The organism is Pseudomonas sp. TSO6 (assembly GCF_056098905.1).
The window spans coordinates 38695-57875 of sequence record NZ_JBLZWV010000068.1 but is presented as its reverse complement, the minus strand read 5'-3'; the positions used below and the strand labels follow the sequence as shown (position 1 = coordinate 57875).

18 protein-coding genes are annotated in these 19181 nt (G+C 56.5%); 11 read left to right on the top strand and 7 right to left on the bottom strand.

What is annotated here, in order from left to right; genetic code table 11:
• Window positions 1-9: 9 nt before the first annotated feature.
• The 7 genes from ACN6NG_RS26385 (at window position 10) to ACN6NG_RS26355 (ending at window position 7591) form a co-directional block, all read left to right on the top strand.
• On the top strand, window positions 10-2046 hold the full coding sequence (locus tag ACN6NG_RS26385) for an oxidoreductase (RefSeq protein ID WP_474316973.1): 2037 nt from the start codon (window positions 10-12) through the stop codon (window positions 2044-2046).
• A gap of 126 nt (window positions 2047-2172) precedes the next feature.
• Window positions 2173-3480 (top strand): M24 family metallopeptidase, encoded by a 1308-nt coding sequence (locus ACN6NG_RS26380; protein WP_474316968.1) that lies wholly within the window; start codon window positions 2173-2175, stop codon window positions 3478-3480.
• A 13-nt stretch (window positions 3481-3493) separates the two neighbouring features.
• Window positions 3494-4303: an amino acid ABC transporter ATP-binding protein gene (locus ACN6NG_RS26375; protein WP_474316966.1), complete on the top strand. Its 810-nt coding sequence runs from the start codon at window positions 3494-3496 to the stop codon at window positions 4301-4303.
• Window positions 4303-4944: an amino acid ABC transporter permease gene (locus ACN6NG_RS26370; protein ID WP_059395876.1), complete on the top strand. Its 642-nt coding sequence runs from the start codon at window positions 4303-4305 to the stop codon at window positions 4942-4944. Before ACN6NG_RS26375 ends, ACN6NG_RS26370 begins: the two co-directional genes overlap by 1 nt.
• Complete coding sequence (locus ACN6NG_RS26365; protein WP_019470406.1) at window positions 4941-5600, top strand: amino acid ABC transporter permease; 660 nt, start codon at window positions 4941-4943, stop codon at window positions 5598-5600. Before ACN6NG_RS26370 ends, ACN6NG_RS26365 begins: the two co-directional genes overlap by 4 nt.
• A 58-nt stretch (window positions 5601-5658) precedes the next feature.
• Entirely contained in the window at window positions 5659-6492 is an 834-nt protein-coding gene (locus tag ACN6NG_RS26360) for a substrate-binding periplasmic protein (RefSeq protein ID WP_049275851.1), read from the top strand.
• Window positions 6493-6583: 91 nt separating this feature from the next.
• Window positions 6584-7591, top strand: coding sequence for an Ldh family oxidoreductase (locus tag ACN6NG_RS26355; RefSeq protein WP_474316961.1), 1008 nt, complete (start codon window positions 6584-6586; stop codon window positions 7589-7591).
• Between the two features lie 114 nt (window positions 7592-7705).
• Here ACN6NG_RS26355 and ACN6NG_RS26350 read toward each other — a convergent pair whose 3' ends face one another.
• On the bottom strand, window positions 7706-7969 hold the full coding sequence (locus ACN6NG_RS26350; protein WP_016489250.1) for a DUF3077 domain-containing protein: 264 nt from the start codon (window positions 7967-7969) through the stop codon (window positions 7706-7708).
• Window positions 7970-8057: 88 nt separating this feature from the next.
• Window positions 8058-8300, bottom strand: coding sequence for a hypothetical protein (locus ACN6NG_RS26345; protein ID WP_338745277.1), 243 nt, complete (start codon window positions 8298-8300; stop codon window positions 8058-8060).
• Window positions 8301-9199: 899 nt separating this feature from the next.
• On the opposite strand from ACN6NG_RS26345, the gene ACN6NG_RS26340 reads away from it, so the two are divergent.
• The 4 genes from ACN6NG_RS26340 to ACN6NG_RS26325 all read left to right on the top strand — a co-directional run bounded on the left by ACN6NG_RS26340 (window position 9200) and on the right by ACN6NG_RS26325 (window position 13814).
• Entirely contained in the window at window positions 9200-10039 is an 840-nt protein-coding gene (locus ACN6NG_RS26340; protein WP_474316958.1) for an HAD family hydrolase, read from the top strand.
• Window positions 10032-10730 (top strand): hypothetical protein, encoded by a 699-nt coding sequence (locus tag ACN6NG_RS26335; RefSeq protein WP_197854102.1) that lies wholly within the window; start codon window positions 10032-10034, stop codon window positions 10728-10730. Before ACN6NG_RS26340 ends, ACN6NG_RS26335 begins: the two co-directional genes overlap by 8 nt.
• A 190-nt stretch (window positions 10731-10920) precedes the next feature.
• A complete protein-coding gene (locus tag ACN6NG_RS26330) occupies window positions 10921-12720 on the top strand; it encodes an HsdM family class I SAM-dependent methyltransferase (protein ID WP_474316956.1) in 1800 nt (599 codons plus the stop codon).
• Between the two features lie 2 nt (window positions 12721-12722).
• On the top strand, window positions 12723-13814 hold the full coding sequence (locus ACN6NG_RS26325; RefSeq protein ID WP_474316954.1) for a BsuBI/PstI family type II restriction endonuclease: 1092 nt from the start codon (window positions 12723-12725) through the stop codon (window positions 13812-13814).
• Window positions 13815-13855: 41 nt separating this feature from the next.
• Here the strand turns inward: ACN6NG_RS26325 and ACN6NG_RS26320 are convergent, their stop codons facing one another.
• The 5 genes from ACN6NG_RS26320 to ACN6NG_RS26300 all read right to left on the bottom strand — a co-directional run bounded on the left by ACN6NG_RS26320 (window position 13856) and on the right by ACN6NG_RS26300 (window position 19065).
• The gene (locus tag ACN6NG_RS26320) at window positions 13856-14149 is read right to left on the bottom strand and encodes a hypothetical protein (RefSeq protein ID WP_474316952.1); all 294 of its coding nucleotides are present in this window, start codon (window positions 14147-14149) and stop codon (window positions 13856-13858) included.
• Window positions 14128-15126 carry an integrase domain-containing protein gene (locus tag ACN6NG_RS26315; protein ID WP_474316950.1) on the bottom strand — a complete coding sequence of 333 codons (999 nt, stop codon included), beginning with the start codon at window positions 15124-15126 and terminating at the stop codon, window positions 14128-14130. Before ACN6NG_RS26315 ends, ACN6NG_RS26320 begins: the two co-directional genes overlap by 22 nt.
• Entirely contained in the window at window positions 15104-15463 is a 360-nt protein-coding gene (locus ACN6NG_RS26310; protein WP_474316947.1) for a hypothetical protein, read from the bottom strand. The genes ACN6NG_RS26315 and ACN6NG_RS26310 overlap by 23 nt, the downstream gene beginning before the upstream one ends.
• Window positions 15447-16844, bottom strand: coding sequence for a YfjI family protein (locus tag ACN6NG_RS26305; protein WP_474316945.1), 1398 nt, complete (start codon window positions 16842-16844; stop codon window positions 15447-15449). Before ACN6NG_RS26305 ends, ACN6NG_RS26310 begins: the two co-directional genes overlap by 17 nt.
• 964 nt (window positions 16845-17808) lie before the next feature.
• Complete coding sequence (locus ACN6NG_RS26300; protein WP_197854096.1) at window positions 17809-19065, bottom strand: integrase domain-containing protein; 1257 nt, start codon at window positions 19063-19065, stop codon at window positions 17809-17811.
• Window positions 19066-19181 lie beyond the last annotated feature (116 nt).

The following is a 19181-nucleotide window of genomic DNA, read 5'->3' as shown; positions in this document are numbered from 1 at the left end:
GAGACCGATATGAAAAACGATCCGCTACTTCAGCCTTATCGCCTCAAGCATCTGACCCTGCGCAACCGCATCATCACCACTTCCCACGAACCGGCTTACCCGGAAGACGGGATGCCGAAAAAACTCTACCGGGCCTACCACGTCGAGCGTGCCAAAGCGGGTGTGGCCATGACCATGACCGCAGGCTCCGCCGCGATCTCCCGTGACAGCCCGCCCGTGTTCAACAACATTCTGGCCTACAAGGACGAAGTGGTCGGCTGGATGAAAGACCTGACCGATGAGTGCCACGAACATGGCGCGGCGGTGATGATCCAGCTCACCCATCTGGGCCGGCGTACCCGCTGGGACAAAGGCGACTGGCTACCGGTGGTGTCGCCCTCCCATAATCAGGAACCCGCACACCGCGCCTTCCCCAAGCAGCTTGAACATTGGGACATCGACCGCATCATTGGCGACTACGCTGATGCCGCCGAACGCATGAAGGCCGCCGGCCTGGATGGCATCGAGCTGCAAGCCTACGGCCACTTGATGGACCAGTTCTGGTCGCCCCTGACCAACGAACTGGAAGGGCCGTACGGCGGCTCGCTGCAAAACCGCCTGCGTTTCACCTTCGATGTGCTCACGGCCATTCGCAAACGTGTGGGCCCCGAATTTATTGTCGGCATCCGCTACACCGGGGACGAAGTGCTTGCCGGTGGCCTGCAAAAAGAGGAGGGCTTGCATATCTCTCAACTGTTGAAAGACAGTGGCATGATCGACTTCCTCAATGTGATCCGCGGCAATATCGCCACCGACGCCGGGCTGACCGACATCATCCCGATCCAGGGCATGCGCAATGCGCCACACCTGGACTTTGCCGGTGAAATCAGGGCGCTGACCGGCTTCCCTACCTTCCATGCAGCGAAGATTCCCGACGTGGCCACAGCGCGTCATGCCATTGCCTCGGGGTTGGTGGACATGGTCGGCATGACCCGCGCGCACATGACCGACCCGCACATCGTGCGCAAGATCATCGAAGGCCGTGAAGACGATATCCGCCCATGCGTGGGCGCCAACTATTGCCTGGACCGCATTTACAACGCTGGCGCTGCGTACTGCATTCACAACGCCGCGACCGGGCGTGAAACCACCATGCCCCACGAAATACCCAAGGCGGTGCACAAGCGCAAAGTGGTAATTGTGGGCGCCGGCCCTGGTGGCCTGGAGGCGGCACGTGTGGCAGGGGAGCGCGGCCACGAGGTGGTGGTGTACGAGCTGGCGGACAAACCCGGCGGGCAGATTCGCCTGACCGCGCAGTCCGAGCGGCGCAAAGAAATGATCAGCATCATCGATTGGCGCATGGCGCAATGCGAGCGCCTTGGCGTGACGTTCCACTTCAACACCTGGGCAGACACCGCGGTTGTGCTTGATGAAAATGCCGACGTGGTGATTGTGGCCACCGGGGGCATGCCGCACACCGAAGTGCTGGCACACGGCAACCAGTTTCTGGTTTCAAGCTGGGACATCATTTCTGGCGACGTGAAGCCTGGGCGCAATGTGCTGGTGTATGACGATGCGGGCGACCACGCCGGCCTGCAAGCTGCCGAATTCATAGCCCGCAGTGGTGCCAAGACCGAAATCATGACCCCCGACCGCTCGTTCGCGCCAGAAGTCATGGGCATGAACCTGGTGCCCTACATGCGCTCGTTACAGCAATTGGACACCACCTTCACCGTCACCTACCGGCTCAAGGCTGTTGAGAAACAAGGCGACCAGTTGCTGGCCACGATCGGCACCGATTACAGCGACCTGACCAAAACGCGCCTGGTGGACCAGGTGGTGGTCAACCACGGCACCCGGCCGCTGGACGAGCTGTATTTCGAACTCAAACCCTTGGCCAGCAACGAAGGCGCCGTGGAGTACATGGACCTGATTGTCGGCAAGCCGCAAACCGTTGTCAGCAACCCCGAAGGGCGCTTCCAGTTGTTCCGCATTGGTGATGCAGTGGCGTCGCGCAATACCCATGCGGCCATTTACGATGCCCTGCGGCTGGTCAAGGACCTGTAGCTACCGTGTGTTGCCCACAACAATAAAGACAGCCGTCACCCGATTTAGAAGCCTTTAGTTACTGCCCCGAAAGTTGGTCTGACTGAATTTGATGAACATCAAACTCTTCCCAGCGGAGGTTGTTGCATGCAAACGGGTTCTGATTCCATTGAGCTGCTCACTGCGTTAACCGAAAGCGACCTGCGCTTTCGCAGCGATGCCAAGGTCACTGAACATGCCATCGCGCCGGTCGACACGGCGTTACTCGATGCGTATGCCGCCATCGACCGCAAAGCCTTGCGCCATTACCGCCTGGAGCGCATTCGCGAGCAACTGCGCGCCCAGGATTACGCCGGCATTCTGTTGGCCGACCCGATCAATATTCGCTATGCCACCGACACCAATAACCTTGGTTTGTGGGTGATGCACTCGCCCAGCCGCTATGTATTCGTGGCCACCGACGGCCCGGTGGTGCTGTTCGAGTTCACCAGCAGCCGACACAACAGCGAGCATGTAGAAACCATCGATGAAATTCGCCCGGCGATTCCCTGGCTGTATTTTCTTGCCGGCCCCCGCGTGCAGGAAAAAGCCGAGCGCTGGGCACAGGAGGTGGCAGACCTGATGGCCCGCCACGGTGGCGGCAACCGCCGCTTGGCGGTGGACCGCTGCGACCCTTGGGGCGCGCAGCGCCTGACGCAACGGGGTATTGAACTGTTCGATGCGCAGCCCTTGATGGAGCAGGCACGCCTGATCAAATCGGCCGAAGAAGTGGCCAGCCACCGGGTGTCCATGGGCGTGTGCGACCTGGCCATTGCCCGCATGCGCACAAGCCTGGTGCCGGGGGTTACCGAAAACCAGCTGTGGAGCATCATGCACGGCACCAACGTCGCGCACGGCGGCGAGTGGGCCGAAAGCCGCTTGCTCAGCTCCGGGCCGCGCACCAATCCGTGGTTTCAGGACGCCACCGACAAGGTCATCAAGGCAGGTGAAATGGTCTGCTTCGACACCGACATGGTCGGCCCCGGCGGTTACCTTTCAGACATCTCGCGCAGCTTCATCTGCCCCGGCAAGCCGCCGACCCTGGCCCAACGCGACTTGCTCGACATCGCCTCGCAGCAGATCAACCACAACGTCGAATTGCTGCGCCCGGGCCTGTCCTTTCGCGAGTTTGCCGAACACTGCTGGCCGGTGCCCAAGCGCTTTGAGCACAACCGCTACATGATGATGCTGCACGGCGTCGGGCTGGTGGACGAGTACCCCAGCGTCGCCTACGCCGTGGATTTCGCCGAGTGGGGCTATGACGGCCTGTTCCAGGAAAACATGGTGGTGTCGGTGGAAAGTTACATTGGTGAGCAAGGCGGTGGGGAAGGGGTGAAGCTCGAGGAACAGGTGCTGATCAGCGCCAACGGGCCGATCAAACTCTCGCGCACGCCCTTAGTCGACGGCGATCGATAGCTGGAGCAAAACCATGAGCAGCATGACCGTGATTGAAACCGCACCGACCTTGGCGCCGCGGCCGGTGGCCAGCGCCGAACCGTTCTTGCGCCTGGAGGGCATTCATAAACAGTTTGGCCCTTACCCCGTGTTGCACGACGTGTGTTTTGAAATGAACAAGGGCGAGGTAGTGGCCATTATCGGCCCCAGCGGGTCGGGCAAAAGTACCTTGCTGCGCTGCATCAACCAACTGGAGCCGCCGACCAAGGGGCGGGTCAGCATGGATGGCGTGCACATCGAAGCGGGCAAGGCGTTGCCCCGTAGCGAGCTGCTCAAGTTGCGCCGGCGCATTGGCATGGTGTTCCAGTCGTTCAATCTGTTCCCGCACCTGACGGTGCTGCGCAACGTTAGCCTGGCGCAAATCCGCACCCTGGGCCGCAGCGCCAAAGACGCCGACGCCCGCTCCTTGCAACTGCTCGAACGCGTCGGGCTGGCTGACAAGGCCCAGCATTATCCGGCGCGCTGCTCCGGTGGCCAGCAGCAACGCATCGCTATCGCCCGCGCCCTGGCATTGGACCCTGAGCTGATGCTGTTCGATGAGCCGACCTCGGCGCTGGACCCCGAGCTGGGCCTGGAGGTGCTGGCGGTGATGAAAGAGCTGGCCGGCGAAGGCATGTCGATGATTGTGGTAACCCACGAGATGCACTTCGCCGAAACCGTGTCTGACCGGGTGGTGGTGATGGCTGACGGGCGCATCATCGAGCACGGGCCAAGCCAGCAGGTGATGCGCGAGCCCCAGCATGAACGGGTGGTGCAGTTTCTCCAGGCTGTGAGGAATCGCTGATGCAAGACATCCTGATGATGCTGTTGAACGGCGTACCCTGGACCATTGCCGTTACCGTGCTGGCATTCTGTGTGGGCGTAGTGTTGGGGTTTCCGATCTGTGCCCTGCGCATGTCCAGGGTCAAGGTGCTGAGTATGCTGGCTGCCATGCTGGTACTGACCCTGCGCTCGATCCCCCCGATTGTCTGGCTGTTTTTCATCTTCTTCGGCATCGGCGGCGGCTATGTCAGCCTGTCGCCGTTTACCGCAGCGGTGGTTGGTTTGGGGCTGATTACGGCGGCGCACATGTCCGAGGTATACCGTGGTGCGTTCGCGGCAATTCCCGCCGGCCAGTTCGAAGCCGCCTACGCGCTTAACCTGTCGGCGCCGCAACGGTTTTTCGATGTGGTGTTGCCGCAGTTGGTGCGTATCGCCATTCCCACCTCAGCCACCTACGCCATTGGCCTGCTGAAGGATTCGGCCGTGGCCTCGACCATTGGCGTGGGGGATATCAGCTTTCAGGCTTACCAGGTTTCACAGCAAACCTTTCAGGGCCTGAGCGTCTACAGCGCGGCGGCGGTGGTGTACCTGGTGCTCAGCGTGCCAGTGGCCCTGTGCTCACGTTGGCTGTCGGCCACGTTGAAACAGAGGATTGCCCGATGAGCGAACTGCTGACGATGTGGGCGCAATGGTTGCCGGAGTTGTGGAAGGGCTTTGTGCTGTCTATGCAGGTGACAGCGGTGAGCCTGGGCCTGGGCGTTGTGCTGGGGCTGTTGCTGGCACTGGGCGTTTCGGCGCCGAACCGCTGGTTGCGTTACCCCTCCCTGGTTGTGGTGGAACTGGGGCGTGGTGCACCGGCGCTGATCCTGCTGCAGTACTTCTACTTTGGCCTGCCCAGCGTCAACCTGACCCTGACCTCGTTCTGGGCCGCTGCGCTGGCCATGGCGTACTGCACGGCGGCCTACACCAGTGAAATTATTCGTGGTGGCATCGAGTCGGTGGCCGCAGGGCAAACCGAGGCCGCCGAAGTGATCGGCCTCAACCGGTTCGACGCGCTGCGCTTTGTGATTCTGCCTCAGGCCTTGCGGGTGGCGCTGCCATCGCTGCTGGGGTTCTCGATCATGATGTTCCAGGCCTCGTCGCTGTGTTTCACCATCGCCCTGCCAGAAATTGTCAGCCGGGCATCGTCCATTGGCTCCTCCACGTTCGAGTACATGCCGGTGCTGATACTGGCCGGTTTGATGTATGCCGCTGTCTGTGCCCCGGCGACCCTGGGTGTGGCAGCGCTGGAAAAAAGACTGGCACCCAGCCAGCCATAACAACAAATGCCACTCGCGCCGATTTCGGCTGCTGCTCTCTTATTGCAAAGGTGACGTCATGACTCGTTCATTCAAACGTTTTACCCGTTGGATGTTGTTGTGCTCGACCTTGGCCGGCGCCCCGTACGCCCTGGCCGAATGCACCCCCGCGAACCAGTTTGAAACCATCACCCCAGGTGTACTCACCGTGGCGGCGTACGTGTTCCCGCCCTACTCGATACCGGGGCCCAACAACCAGTTGAGCGGCGTGGATGGCGAGATCATCAAGCGCATCGCCGAGCGCGAATGCCTGAAAGTCAAAACCATGGTGGTGGACACTGCCGCCGTCGTGCAGGCGGTGGTGGCCAAGCGCGCCGATGTCGGCATTGGCGATTGGTACCGCACGGCAGAGCGCAGCAAGGCGTTGGGCTTGTCGGCACCGTTGTACCTGGACGTGATGGGCATTATTTCGGATGAGGGTTACACCAAGATCTCCGAACTGGATGGCAAGCGTATCGGCACCGTGCAGGGCTACCTGTGGGTGGACGATTTGAAGAAGGCTTTTGGCGATAACCTGGTGCTTTACCCAAACCCCGTGGCCATGGCCCAGGACTTGGCGTCCAGGCGCATCCAGGTTGGCGCGGATAGCTTCGCGGTGGCCGTTTCTTCGCAGCAAAAGGGCGGCTACCCCGGCAAGAGCATCAAGGTGTCCGAGCCCGATCAACGGGTCAAGGCCACGCTTGAGCCCGGGCAGAGCGCCTTCCCATACACCAAGGCCAACGCAGCCTTGGGCGAGGCGCTGGGCAAGAACATCCAGGCCTTGCACGCCTCGGGCGAAATCGCAGAAATCCTCGCCACGTTTGGCCTGGACCGCGAGGCTGCAAAAGTGGGTGAGCCAAGGATGATTCAGTAAAGGTCATCAAATCCTGCAGGAGCGGCTAACGCCGCCCCCTGCAGGTTCTCAGGCTGCGGCACACCGACAAACCGAGAGCACCGAAGCCACCATGGACGACGACAAACCCGAAAAGCGCCTGTCTCTGACCGAGGCCACCGCCTTTGCACACCGGCTCTGCCTGGCCCACGGCGCCAGCCACGCCGTGGCCTCGGCGCTTGCCGACGCCACGGTATCAGCCCAGGCCCATGGCCAACACGAACTCGGTTTCGGCCATTTGCCGGACTACCTCAGCGGCTTTGCAACCGGCCGAATCGCCCCGGCTGCCGAGCCCATCGTGACCCAGGTCGCGCCGGCCATGATCCGCTGCGACGCGGGCCGAGGGATCGCGCAACTGGGGTTTGATCGCGCTTTCCCAGCGCTGTGCAGCAATGCGCATCAACTGGGTATTGCCCTGTTTGCGCAGTTCAACGCTTTTACCTGTGGCGAGTTGGGTTATTACACCCGTCGCCTGGCGCGCGAGGGGCTGGTCGCGTTGGCGTTTACCAATGGCCCTCCGCTGCTCACCGTGGCGGGCCAGAGTCGGCCGCTGTATTCCACCAACCCCATCGCATTTGCCGCCGCCAGTGCAGCGGGGCGGTTATTGGCGATTGACCAAGCTAGCAGCGCCACGGCCTACGTGAACCTGTTGCGGGCGGCTGAGGCGGGGGAGGCGATACCGGCAAGCTGGGCGGTTGATGCACAAGGCAATGAAACGTGTAGTGCGCGGGAGGCATTGCGTGGGACGTTGCTGGCGTTTGGGGGCGGTCGGGGGGCTAACATTGCGTTGATGGTTGAGGTGCTTGCGGCGGGGGTGACGGGGGCCAATTGGTCGTTGGATGCAGCGGATTTCCGTGCTGGTAGCGAATCCCCTGGGGCTGGGATGCTGGTGCTTGGTATTGCCCCCAGGTTGCTGGATGAGTGCTTTGCTTTAAGGCTGGGCGAGCAGATGGCTCGGCTTGAGGCCTTGGGGGTTTACTTGCCGGGGAAGGGTAAAGAGCAAGCTTATGCTCGTGCGGTTCGTGAGGGGATTAGCTTGCCGTTAGCGGCGTACGATGCGTTTGAGGTGCAGGTGGGATAAAAAACCGAAATGGAGATCAACCATTGAGTGTTTGAAAGAACACTTTCCGCATTTTGATGATGTGGCCGCTACCTAGGTCGTGTGGTTGCGGCCACGTAACATGAGAGTTAGGCCTCAACGCATCATGCCGAGTTCGGCATCATCCAACAGGGCTTTGCCCAACGCACAGAGGTAATGCGCCGCCCAGATCAGTTTGGGCTTGTCTTCCATCAGGCCATCGATGGTCAGGTCCCGCGCGTAGCCCATCAGTTCCGAGGCCTGTTCGCGAGCGTTCTGGCAAGGGATGCCGGGTTCGATGCGGAACAGGGGGTGGGTCTGGTTTTCGCCTTGAAAGAAGATGGTTTTGCCGACTGTGCAGTTCGTGTCTTCGGTGGTCATTGATCAATCTCCCTGGTCTGGTGGTTGCCTGGGCTGGCCCTATCGCCGGCAAGCCGGGCTCCCACAGGTTTTTCGCTCGGTATGCGAATCAGTGCATCGGTTGCGGGTTCGCTGGCTGCTGTATTTGCACCAGCGCTGATTCGAGTAATCGGCGCAGCGCTTCGAGCTCGTGCATCGAGGCCATGATCAATACCGATGCGGGCGACCTGGGCTGCATCAGCATCGCCTGCTGGGCTACGGCTTCTGCACAGAGTGCGTAGTCCGAGGCCATCATGATCGTGTCTTCCAGGGAGTGGGGATGGTGAGGTGGGTCGGGGACTATCTTCAGCATGGCGTGGCTCCTGTCGTAGTGAAGCGACCACCCACCGCGGCTAAACAGTAAGGTGGCAGCTGTACGCGGGTTAGCCGACCGGGACGTCAGGCACCCGGCGCACCCGAAGGTGCCCCACGCACAGCCGCCATAAAGCATCAATGCCGATTGCTCGGAATTGCACGGCTGTGTTGTCTGACGATATCGGGCGGCTAAACCCGGTCGTTGAATGCCAACGACACGTCGAGACTAGAGACCGCATTTCCCGTGTGCAACGGAAAACAGGCGCTGGGAGTATCTTTGGGAAACGCCCTACAAGAAAGGGGTTAAATCCGATTTTTCGCCCGCAGCTCCCAAAATTCAGATACTAAGAAGATGCCCGAGGGCGTCTTCTTCTTTGGATTAGGTGGGCCGGGGTAATTTGAATTGGCTACGTAAGATTCTGATTTTAAATATATAACTTTCTATCGAATGCTTGCTTGGATACCACCTGGAGTACTCCCTTGCGCTGCGTCCTCCTTCACAATCGCGGATCGGGATTTTTGCGCTGGCTGGTATTGTGACGGTTACTGCGTGTACGGCGCCAAGTACATGTGTTCCGCGTCCTGTGTTAGTCGGCTCGGCGCTTAGTTTGGCTTAGATATAAATATTATCAGAGATCGTCAAGTAGTGTATTTCTGTTTTGGATATGTTAGAGGCGTTTTGCTGGATGTGCTCCTTTATCGAGATGTATTAATATGATCGGTAAGTCTAATTGTTTTGGATGTGGCGAGGGCGTTGATTGAGATGCGCGTGATGATTTATGTGAGTGATTGTGTTTAGTGTGTCCTTAACTGCTTTTGGGCTTTTAACTGAGGCTGGCTTGGTGTATATTGATCACTAATTTTAAATATTTGCTAGGCAGTTTTGCGGGGTGGTGAATGAAAAAACTTCTTATCACGGATGTTGACAATACCCTGTTCGATTGGCAGCGGCTCTGGTACGAATGTTTTTCCTCAATGAGCCAAAAAGCTATTGAGATCTCAGGGATTGATGCTGATCAGTTTTATAAGGAATGCAGTGCCCTTCATCAGTTGCATGGCACCAGCGAGTATTCCTTTGTTCTGACGGAGCTTCCGACATTCCAGAAAATGTACGGTGGCCACGTAAGAGAAGTGATGGAGCCTGCTATCGCAGAATTCAGAAAGGCTCGCGTTAGTAATCTTAAGCTTTATGATGGGGTCATCGACACTCTTGAAGAATTGAAGGGCTGCGGGGTTACCGTTGCGGCGTTTACTGAATCAAAAGCATATTATACTAATAGTAGATTTAGAAAGCTTGGGCTTGATGGGAAGATCGACTTTTTGTATTCTCCGAGGGATCATGATCTCCCGCGGGATAAAAAGTCTGAGTACAGTGAGTTGGAGAGGACGCAGCATCGGTTCACGCCGGAAGGCGAGTTCAAGCCAAACCCTCATATTTTGCTTAGCATTATTGAGGAGCTCGGGTTCGAGGTCGATGATGCTGTCTATATCGGTGATAATTTGCTAAAAGATGTGCATATGGCACAGCAAGCTAATGTTTTGGATGTTCATGCAAAGTATGGGGCTGCACAGCATCGAGCTGAGGAGTACGATCTACTCAAAAAAGTAACGCACTGGACTCCCGAGATGGTTGAGCGGGAAAGGCAGGCGTTGCGTCCAGGCGTAGTTATGCCAAATTACACTGCTGGGCAATCTTTCAAAGAAGTTGTGGCTGTTATGGAATGCGATAATGGATAAGCTTGAAGCCCAAACTGAAGTGTGGAAGAAAATTGTTGATGTTCAGCAGCATTTCAACGATTTAGAGCTTAGGATTCGAAATTTTGCTTTGATTGTTACCGGCGCTTTTTTGGGCTTGGGTGGTTATGCGATAAAAGACGGAGGCTTCGTCAATGTTGTGGGGCGAGATATATCGAGCGCAGCTCTGATAGTCGGTGCCTCTCTCCTGCCTCTGGTCGCATTTTACCTGATGGACCGGCTTTGGTATCACCGTTTGTTAGATGGTTCCGTGGCGGCGGGAATCAGCGCTGAAAGTGAGCTGAAGACTCTTGGGGTTGTAGTGGACCTAGGAGTGAAAATTTCTCAATCTAGCCCATTTACAGTTCCTCTTATTAATCGCAAGGTGCACTCGCGTCATAAGATGGATTGGTTTTATGGTTTGCTTGCCTTGGCTTTGGCTATTTTAACTATTACTTTGGCCGTTGGTGTCAAACCGGCTAATAGCTCTTCCTCAGCTGTGGGTGCAATCTCCGTTTCAGCCGAGGATAAAGAGGCGGGCCTCGCGGTCTGTAAATCGTACGCTCAAAACCTTCTTGCACAGGCTTCAGGGAAGCCTGGATCTTCCGCCACAGATCCACTAACGAATAAGCAGGCTGTGAAAATTGGCGATGAATGGCGCTTGGTGCCGACCTGCAAGGCACCTGCCCCCTAGCTGGAAACGGTATGTGGCCCAGGGTTAGGCCAGCGTTAGCTTGCTTAGCCTTGTGTGACCCCCTCCTCTCCTTATGGTGGGACGATGAATACCTCGCCGCTTATCCATCAGAAGCGGCTGATCCTCGCTCTCGGGCTCCCGTGTGCTGGTAAATCCTGTAGAATTCACCTCGCTGAAATCGGGGGGAATCGTGATCGAACAGCATAAATTACGGGTGGAGTACCAAGAGTTGGCCGGGAATATATCCCCTCTTCTTGAGCTGAAGTCTGCTGTAGCAATGGCCAGGGCGCTCACTCAGAACTTTCCCGCTGAAGAACAATTGGAAGTGGCTCGTGAATTCGGCCGCCAACTAGTAGCTGGCTGGTGGCGAGCATTAACAATTCAAGAAATTGTTCCGCAGGAATTGCGTGAGCCATTAGAGTCAACCGGTTCTGTGGAACTTCCTGAGGCAGCTGTTGAACTCGCTGTGCGCTTAGGCGGGTTGGCTTCAAAAGTTGACATTGAAGTGGCGGCTTATAATATTGGGCTGGCTTATACTGGCATGCTCCCGGATGAGCATCGTAGTAATTACGGTATATACTATACGCCTCCTCAATTAACAGCGCGTCTTCTTGATCAGATTTCAGAAGCTGGTATTGATTGGTCTAAGTGCAGAGTGCTTGACCCGGCCTGTGGTGGTGGTGCCTTCCTTGCGCCTTTGGCAAGAAGAATTGTTCAAGAGCTTGACGGGTGTAGCCCAAAGTTGCTGATGCAAAGTATTGGGAATCGACTGCGAGGTTTCGAGATCGATCCATTCGCTGCATGGTTGAGCCAAGTAACTTTGGATGCAGTTATGTTACCCGTAAGCCGTTTAGCTAAGAAAAAATTACCGGTGATGGTCACTGTATGTGACTCGCTCAGAAGAGCCCCGCCCAAAGACCGGTTTGATTTAGTCATAGGTAATCCTCCATATGGGCGAGCAAAGCTTGACGCTGAAGCCCGTGAGCGTTACAAGCGTTCGCTGTATGGTCATGCAAATCTTTACGGGATCTTCACGGATCTGGCTCTCAGATATACCAAAGTCGGGGGGCTAATCTCATACGTAACTCCGACTTCGTTTTTGGCCGGCGTTTATTTCAAAAATTTGAGAGCTCTATTGGGGCGTTATGCAAACCCTATTAGTATAGATTTTGTTGAGGGTCGGAAAGGCGTTTTTGATGACGTCCTCCAAGAGACCGCACTCACCACTTATCGTAAAGGTGATCGGAAGGGTAAAACTTTAGTGTGCCGAATTGAGCCGTCGGCTGAGGGCGTCAAAGTTTGCAAGGCAGGAGAAATTTCTCTGCCGGACGACCCGTCTCTACCATGGCTTCTTCCAAGGGCACCGGAGCAGGCTGCTTTAGTGCAGCGATTAACGAGTTTGCCCTTTCGGTTGCAAGACTGGGGGTATTCTGTTAGTACCGGTCAATTGGTGTGGAATAGACACAAACCACAGCTGTCGCATCGGCCAAGCGCTAAAAGGCTTCCATTAATCTGGGCGGAAGCTATCACCTCGGATGGTAAGTTTGTATTTAGGGCGGATAAGAAGAATCACGCGCCTTATTTTGAGCTGAAGCCAGGAGATGATTGGCTGATAACGAGAAAGTCGTGTGTGCTACTTCAACGAACGACTGCTAAAGAGCAAAGTCGTCGGTTAATAGCAGCAGTGCTGCCTGGGGATTTCATAACAAAACATGGGGGGGTGGTGGTTGAGAATCATATCAATATGCTTCGCCCAATCGTTGACTCCCCGCTGGTGAGTGCCGATGTATTGAGTGCCTTTATCAATAGCGATGCAGCTGATCGTGCCTTCAGATGCGTGAGTGGCTCTGTCGCGGTTTCTGCTTACGAGTTAGAGTCCTTACCATTGCCTGACCCTGCAAGCCTTGGGGGTCTCGTAGATTTGGTAATGACCAACGCTGGAAGAGAAGCTATCAATACAGCTTGTGCTAAACTTTTTAGTGAGGATTAGTAGTGTTTCCACCATATGTGCCAAGGGACTTGGTCGCTGAACGTCTTTCTATGATTTTTCCGGAAGGAACCCCTCAGCGTAACTACTGTACGAGACAGTTGGCTGCAAGCACAGTTTTCACCATGCTGTATATAGGGGCGGTAGAGGGGGGAGATGTGAAGCTTGGTCCGGTTCACGTCTACCGTATGACGGATCAGGTCGCAGCGGATAGTAGTGAGGAAAGCCGTAGTGACTATGGTGCGAATATCTTGAAGCGTGGTTATGAAGCATCTGGTAAAAGATGGTATCGAGATAATACTAGAGAATCGATACGTGATGAGACCCTTCGAGAGGGGCTGATAGAGATAGGGGCAGTTTACGAGGATAAGTCGGTATCTACTACATCGGGTGTGCCGAGGTATGCTCTAAAAAGCCATATCGTTGGACTCTTTGATCCGGCGCTACAAGGCGATGAGTTAATGTCAGCCATATATGACTGGCAAGAAACGCATCTGAATAAAGGCGCCTTGGCGCGAATCAAACTTCTTCGTCTAGGGGCCGGGGGAGGTGATGGTGTCCTCGTTCAGTTTCCAAATGGCGAGGCCCGCTCTCTTGCATCTGGTCCAAGCTCTGAAATCTCCAAGGCTGTAATCGAGGTTTTCGCTACGCAGTATTTGGAAGCGCCAGCCGTGCTTTGGTTGAGTGAATCGAGCAAGAAGGTCGCCATGCAAGACCTTCATATGGCTACTAGCATCGGGCTAAATATACAGGCGAATAAAGATCTCCCAGACATCATTCTTGTTGATCTTGGTTCGCCTCAGCCTTTAATCGTTTTTGTAGAGGTCGTGGCTACCGACGGCGCAGTTACGCAACGGCGTCAGGATGCACTGTTTAAGATAACAGATGAAGGCGGTTTTGATCGAAGCAGGGTTGCGTTCGTTACAGCCTACAAAGATCGGCAGTCTGCCGGGTTCAAAAAAACTGTATCCTCGCTGGCTTGGGGATCATTGGCTTGGTTTCTCAGCGAGCCAGATAAGATTTTTGCACTTGGTAATGGGGTTGGACTTTTGGCTGATCTAAACTCTAAAATAGTAAAGCCTAGTTTAAATGACTAGCCTTTCTTGAAAAGCGGTGCCCTGGTGCGTAGTGTGTGGTCTCAGGGCTTCGCTTGATTTAATAGGTTAGATAAATCCTTTAAGCCTAGTTTTTTGCATATGGAAAGCGCTGTCAGGCGATAAGAGTATCGACTGGCAATAGCGTGATTTTTCAGGTGCTCATTTAGGAACCAAAGAAAATGTTTGGTCTGCCATGTCCAAGGGTTGTCGCGCTTCCAGCGGTTTTGAATAGCAGATTGCATAATATGAGCTTGCCTTAGGTGTCGTTGTTGCGTTGCCCTTGATCCAGTCAGAGCTCCACCCAAAAATAATGTCATGTCATAGGTTTCACGCATGCCCGACCTCCAATATATGCTGAGACCACGTCAACCCTGTTATGCCCAAGCTCCTGGCTGATTTTCTGGCGCGCATTTAAATCAAGTTTGCGGTCTGTGGTGTAGAGTTGTCCCCCATTGACTGGCGCTTTGAGGCCAGTGAGTTGCTGGTAACGTTCGCAAGCGAAGGCCGCGCGCAATTCATGAAACCCCTTTATCCCGTGACTATGCAATATCCCGCGGGAGGGAAGCACGATATATTTCAGGAATGCAATATAGCTTTCGGTCTGATGCAATAAGTTCCGGCTGCCGGCTGGCGACACTTCACAAGCCAATTTGAGCGCCGCTTTGACCTCTTCATTAACGGTGATCCAGCGCGGAGCTGATGCTCCCGAGCGGCCGCCTTTCGTGCCGTCCTGAATGTTGATGCGACCTAGGTGTTCGGCTTCGCGGCGCAGACGTGGTAGGTCCGCTAGAATCGCTTCACGAAGCCGCATACCTGTGGCTCGGGCCAACATGACAATCGCAGCTACCCGCTCATGCTGCTGATCAGCCAGCGCTTGCAGCACTAGCAGGATTTGTGAACGGTCTTGACCGTCTGGCGCAAGGACACGTACTGAGCTGCGCTGCTGTCCTAGCGCCTTGCTCGGACTGACGATTCTAACGTCTTGGTTACCGCGCAGCGCTGCGAGGGTGCGGTTGACGCTGCTCAGGCGGTTTTGTGCGGTGGCGGTGCACAATTTGCCTTGCTGGATCTGCTGGCGAAGATAAGCGGCGTAGTCTTTTAGGGTCTGTTGATCTATCTGGCGAGCATCGTTGTAGCCAGGCCCATTCTCTGAACGGCACCAGCGGACGAAGGCTTGCCAGCGATCGCCATGCGCTTTGACCGTAGCGAAGTGGCCGCCGGCAAACAGATCTTCCAAAGCCTGCCGACCGGCATAGCTGAGTTGGCGGCCGTATCCAAAGTTGCGACCGTCACGCCGACCGACCAGCGCCATTGTCTTCACCTTGATCGTTGGTCAGTAGGTGCAGCAGCAGGGCTTTCCAATGGGGGCTAATGCTGTCGAGCTGCCCCCAGTGTGTTGGACGAATGGAAAGGGCATTTTCGCTGTGTTGCAGTAGAGCCCCTTCTTCTTGCAACTTCTCGATGAGCTGAGCGAGGTCGATGGGTTCAGGGGTGATACTGGCGACAGCGGCGACACTGGCGACAGCCCTTGCTGCATCTGGCTTGGCACGTGGTGACAAAGTGGTGACAGTGGCGGCGACACACCGCAACTCGGTCGACGAGCGATGTTGCGCCTGGTAGCGGCGCACGGCGTCATTGAGGCGGAACATGGCGCACCTCGAATATGTCCCCGGCATTGTTCAGCCAGTTATGGGTAACCAGCTGCAGCAACAACTCGAAGGTGTGCCGTGTGCTTTTACGGGCAAAGCGAGGGCCGTTGCGCGTGAGATCGCGGAGGCGAAACGGTGGCCAGTTCTTCTTAATCAACCAGCGCAGAAGGCAATCCGCCTCCGCGCGAAGCTTATTCAGTGGCTCCTGTTCGGTCAGGCGCTGGTTCTCGGCCAGGTAGTAATCCATCAGCGTAGAGGCGCGCTGAATGTGCAGTTCTTCCAGGACAGTCGATTCCTCAACCACCGCCATCACACCAGCCATGCGTAGAACGTTCGCAGCGGCTTTACTCGCAGCAGCTTGCACGTTGACCAGCTCGCCGAACTCCCCTGACTCGAATTCAATGGTGTCGTGAATAGCAATCCAGGCCTCCCGGGCGTGGGGGCTTAACTCTAAGATTGCAGGGTTGAGGCCGCCGTCTTTATGCCGTGACCAAGGCTTTTGCATCAGCGCTGCAATGCGCTGGTGGTACAGGTGCACTTTTGGATCTCGGGTCAGGTCGATGGCTTTGTACAGCCGTTGTCCAACCAGACGCTCTGGCCAACTGATCAGGCAGCGTCCCAAGATGCCTTGGTCTTTGATATCAGCGTCCTGCAGCAAGCGGTCTGCCAGGCGGGGTTGAAGCATCAGGTGCATGCTGAGGCGGCGATCATAGGCCCGCAGACTTTCTCCAGTCATCGCGCGCGACCGATCAATCGGGCTACCGTCCCACAGCGTCGACAAGTGAGTGATCGCCTTGATCATGTTGTCCTTGCTCATGGTGCTGCCGCCCAAAAACTGCCCCCCTTCATCGCTGAACAGCCCCATGCTCGGCAAACCATGGCACAGGCTTTTCACCAGTCCTTCAATGGTTGGCTCGGCAGTGAGCAGTCGTGGCTGGACAGGCTCAGGTTGGGTGTCCAGCGCTGCCTGGGCTGACTTTTTCGAGGCCGGTGACTTCGCGGTGTGGCTCATTGCCGCTCGGTGCGCCTTGAGCTGTTCGCCATAAGCGATCCACTGCTGTCTTTCCCAATCGCGTACGGCCTGCAACGCAACATGATCTACTGCGCTTTTGCGATCTCCCGAGCAAGCCACTGTCAGCAAGTACAGCGACAACGGATAGATTCGGCCGTCAAGCTGAACATTGGCGTGCGCCTGGCTCGCCAAAGCTGCCGTGGCCAGAACGGATTGCGCGGCCATGGCACAGGGCACGCCGATTACATCGGCCATGCGTTCCACGGCAGGCCCCATTAGATCGCCCAGCGCCGAAGCCGGGTAGGGTAGGGGCGTAATCTGCTGTTCCAGTAAGGGACGTGGTGGCCCTTGAACTTCGCGCAGTTGCATAGCCTTCCTCCAAAAATAACCGATCTCTCCCTCACGTCATCCCGCCAAGAATGCTGAGTGTTATCAGGGATCAAGGCCCCTGCGACCTGTGAGGGTGTCCACTGACGCGGGACTGACGGCTCCTTACGACCAGGAGCAAGTGCATCTCATGATCTGGCCTCCTGAGCACCGTTACCGGTGGGCGGGTGGAGGCTGCACTGGCTGACGAGACCAGCGCCGCGAGATCCTGAGCCGGCTGCAAGCAGCACTGTGATGACAGGGGCATGCCTGACTGTCAGTCAGGTGCAGTCCATTCCCTGGTCTGCGGCACCATCATCTACAGCGCTGTTGCTGGTGACATCGGCGTTTGTCACGCCGATTGTCACGAGGGGGAATGCCGCAAAGCCATGTGCGATGAGGGCTGCAGCAGTGGTAGGAGCGCCCGTCTCTTTTCTGGAAAAAGAGACGGGCGAACGGTTGGCGCAAAACGTTGGCCGGGCAGGTTCGTTGCTGCTGGGCTAAAGGGTTGGCGGGCAGCCGCACTAGGCGGATTGTTTAGAGGGCGTCCATCATTCTGGCGAATGACCGTGCGAGCCTCCGGGCGCGAATCGCACTTTGGGATGAACCACCGGGTTAGCGGCATGACCTTGAAGGCTCTGGTCATCTGGGGTGCTGCCTAAGGCAGCGCTTTGAACCTTCGTTCTATCGGTCATCGCGGCACGGGTCAATTGGTGAAGGGCGCATGGAAATGCGCCAGATTCCTCCTCTGGCGTGCTTTGGAAGTTGGTGGGTGTCAGTGGCAAAGTGGCCGTTTGTCGCTTTTCTAGTGTTAGCCCGTGAGCATGGGGATGCGAAGCCTCCCCATGCTCACGGGCTTAGCCGGAGAAGCCAAAATTGAGGCGAGTTGGCGACTTTCGCCATCCGCTCAGACGGCAAGGATGTAGATGGCACGCGGTCTGTCGCCAGTGTCGCCGTTGTCGCCGCCCTATCGGATGGGAACTACGTTCCGATCCCTGGCCACATTCATCGCGCTGGCCGAGAGATTGCCCGTCGACGCCTTCAGAATGTACTCGCTCCACCATGCCATCATTGGCCGCCGTCGCTCGATGTAGTCGGCTCGGTTGTAGGCACTCCGCACCTCATCCTTGTCGACGTGCGCCAACGCCACTTCGATGAGCTCTGGGTCCCACCCGTGTTCATTCAATATGGTGCTGGCCATTGAGCGCATGCCGTGGCTGACCAAGCGGTCCTGGAATCCCATGCGTTTCAACGCCATGTTGGCGGTCTGGCTATTGGCATGAGTACGAGGGTTTCGATCTGCCGGGAAGACGTATTCCCGATGACCACTGTGGGACTTCAGTATCTCCAGCAATGACATGGCTTGATCGCTCAACGGGATGCTGTGCGGGCGGCGCTTCTTCATCCGCTCCGGCGGGATGGTCCAGATACGCCTTTCAAAGTCGATGTCTGCCCAGCGAGTAGTCGCCGCTTCGGCGGGGCGAGTCATCGTGTGCAACTGCCACTCGATCAGGCAGCGGGTAGTGCGTTTGATGCTGGCGTTCGCGATTTCCAGCATGAGCTCGGGGAGCTCTTCGGGTGGAAGTGCAGCCATGTTTTCTTTTTTCGGTTTCTTGAACACCGCACGAATTCCATTGAGCGGATTCGCATGTATCAGGCCGGAGTTCACCCCATAGGTCATGATCTCGTTGAGCCGTTGGCTCAATCGCTTCACCGTTTCGAGGCTGCCTTTAGCCTCGATTGGGCGGAGGATTTTGATCACCATTGGGGCGGTGATTTCTGAGAGCGGGGTTGTTTTCATGCTCGGGAAAACGTGCAGGGTGAGCGAACGCCAAATGTCTTCGGCGTAGGCCGGGGTGACCGAGTCTTTCTTCAGCTCGAACCAGGCGGTGGCCACCTTTTCGAAGGTGTGCTCAGTCTCAGCAAGCTTGGCTTGCCTAACCTCATCACGTTGGACTTTGGGATCAATGCCTAGGGCGAGCTGCTCGCGCGCCTCGACGGCTTTTTTTCGAGCGTTGGCTAGCGAGAGGTCGGGGTATGGACCGAGGGCCATGTTGATACGGCTTCGGGTCAATGGTTCGCGGTAGTTAAAATTCCACATCATTGAGCCGCTGGCTCTGACACGAAGCTGAAGGCCGTCACCGTCGCTGAGGACGAAATCCTTCCCGGTTGGCTTGACCGCTTTGAGCTGGCGGTCGGAGAGGCGGGTTGCTTGAGTAGGCATGGGAGTTACCTCCGGCACCGTTTTGGTATCCTAAAAATAGCACCGGGTAGCCTGGGATACCACCTGGGATACCAACCCGACTGGAACTCAAAAAACCTCTATGGCCCTCTATAACG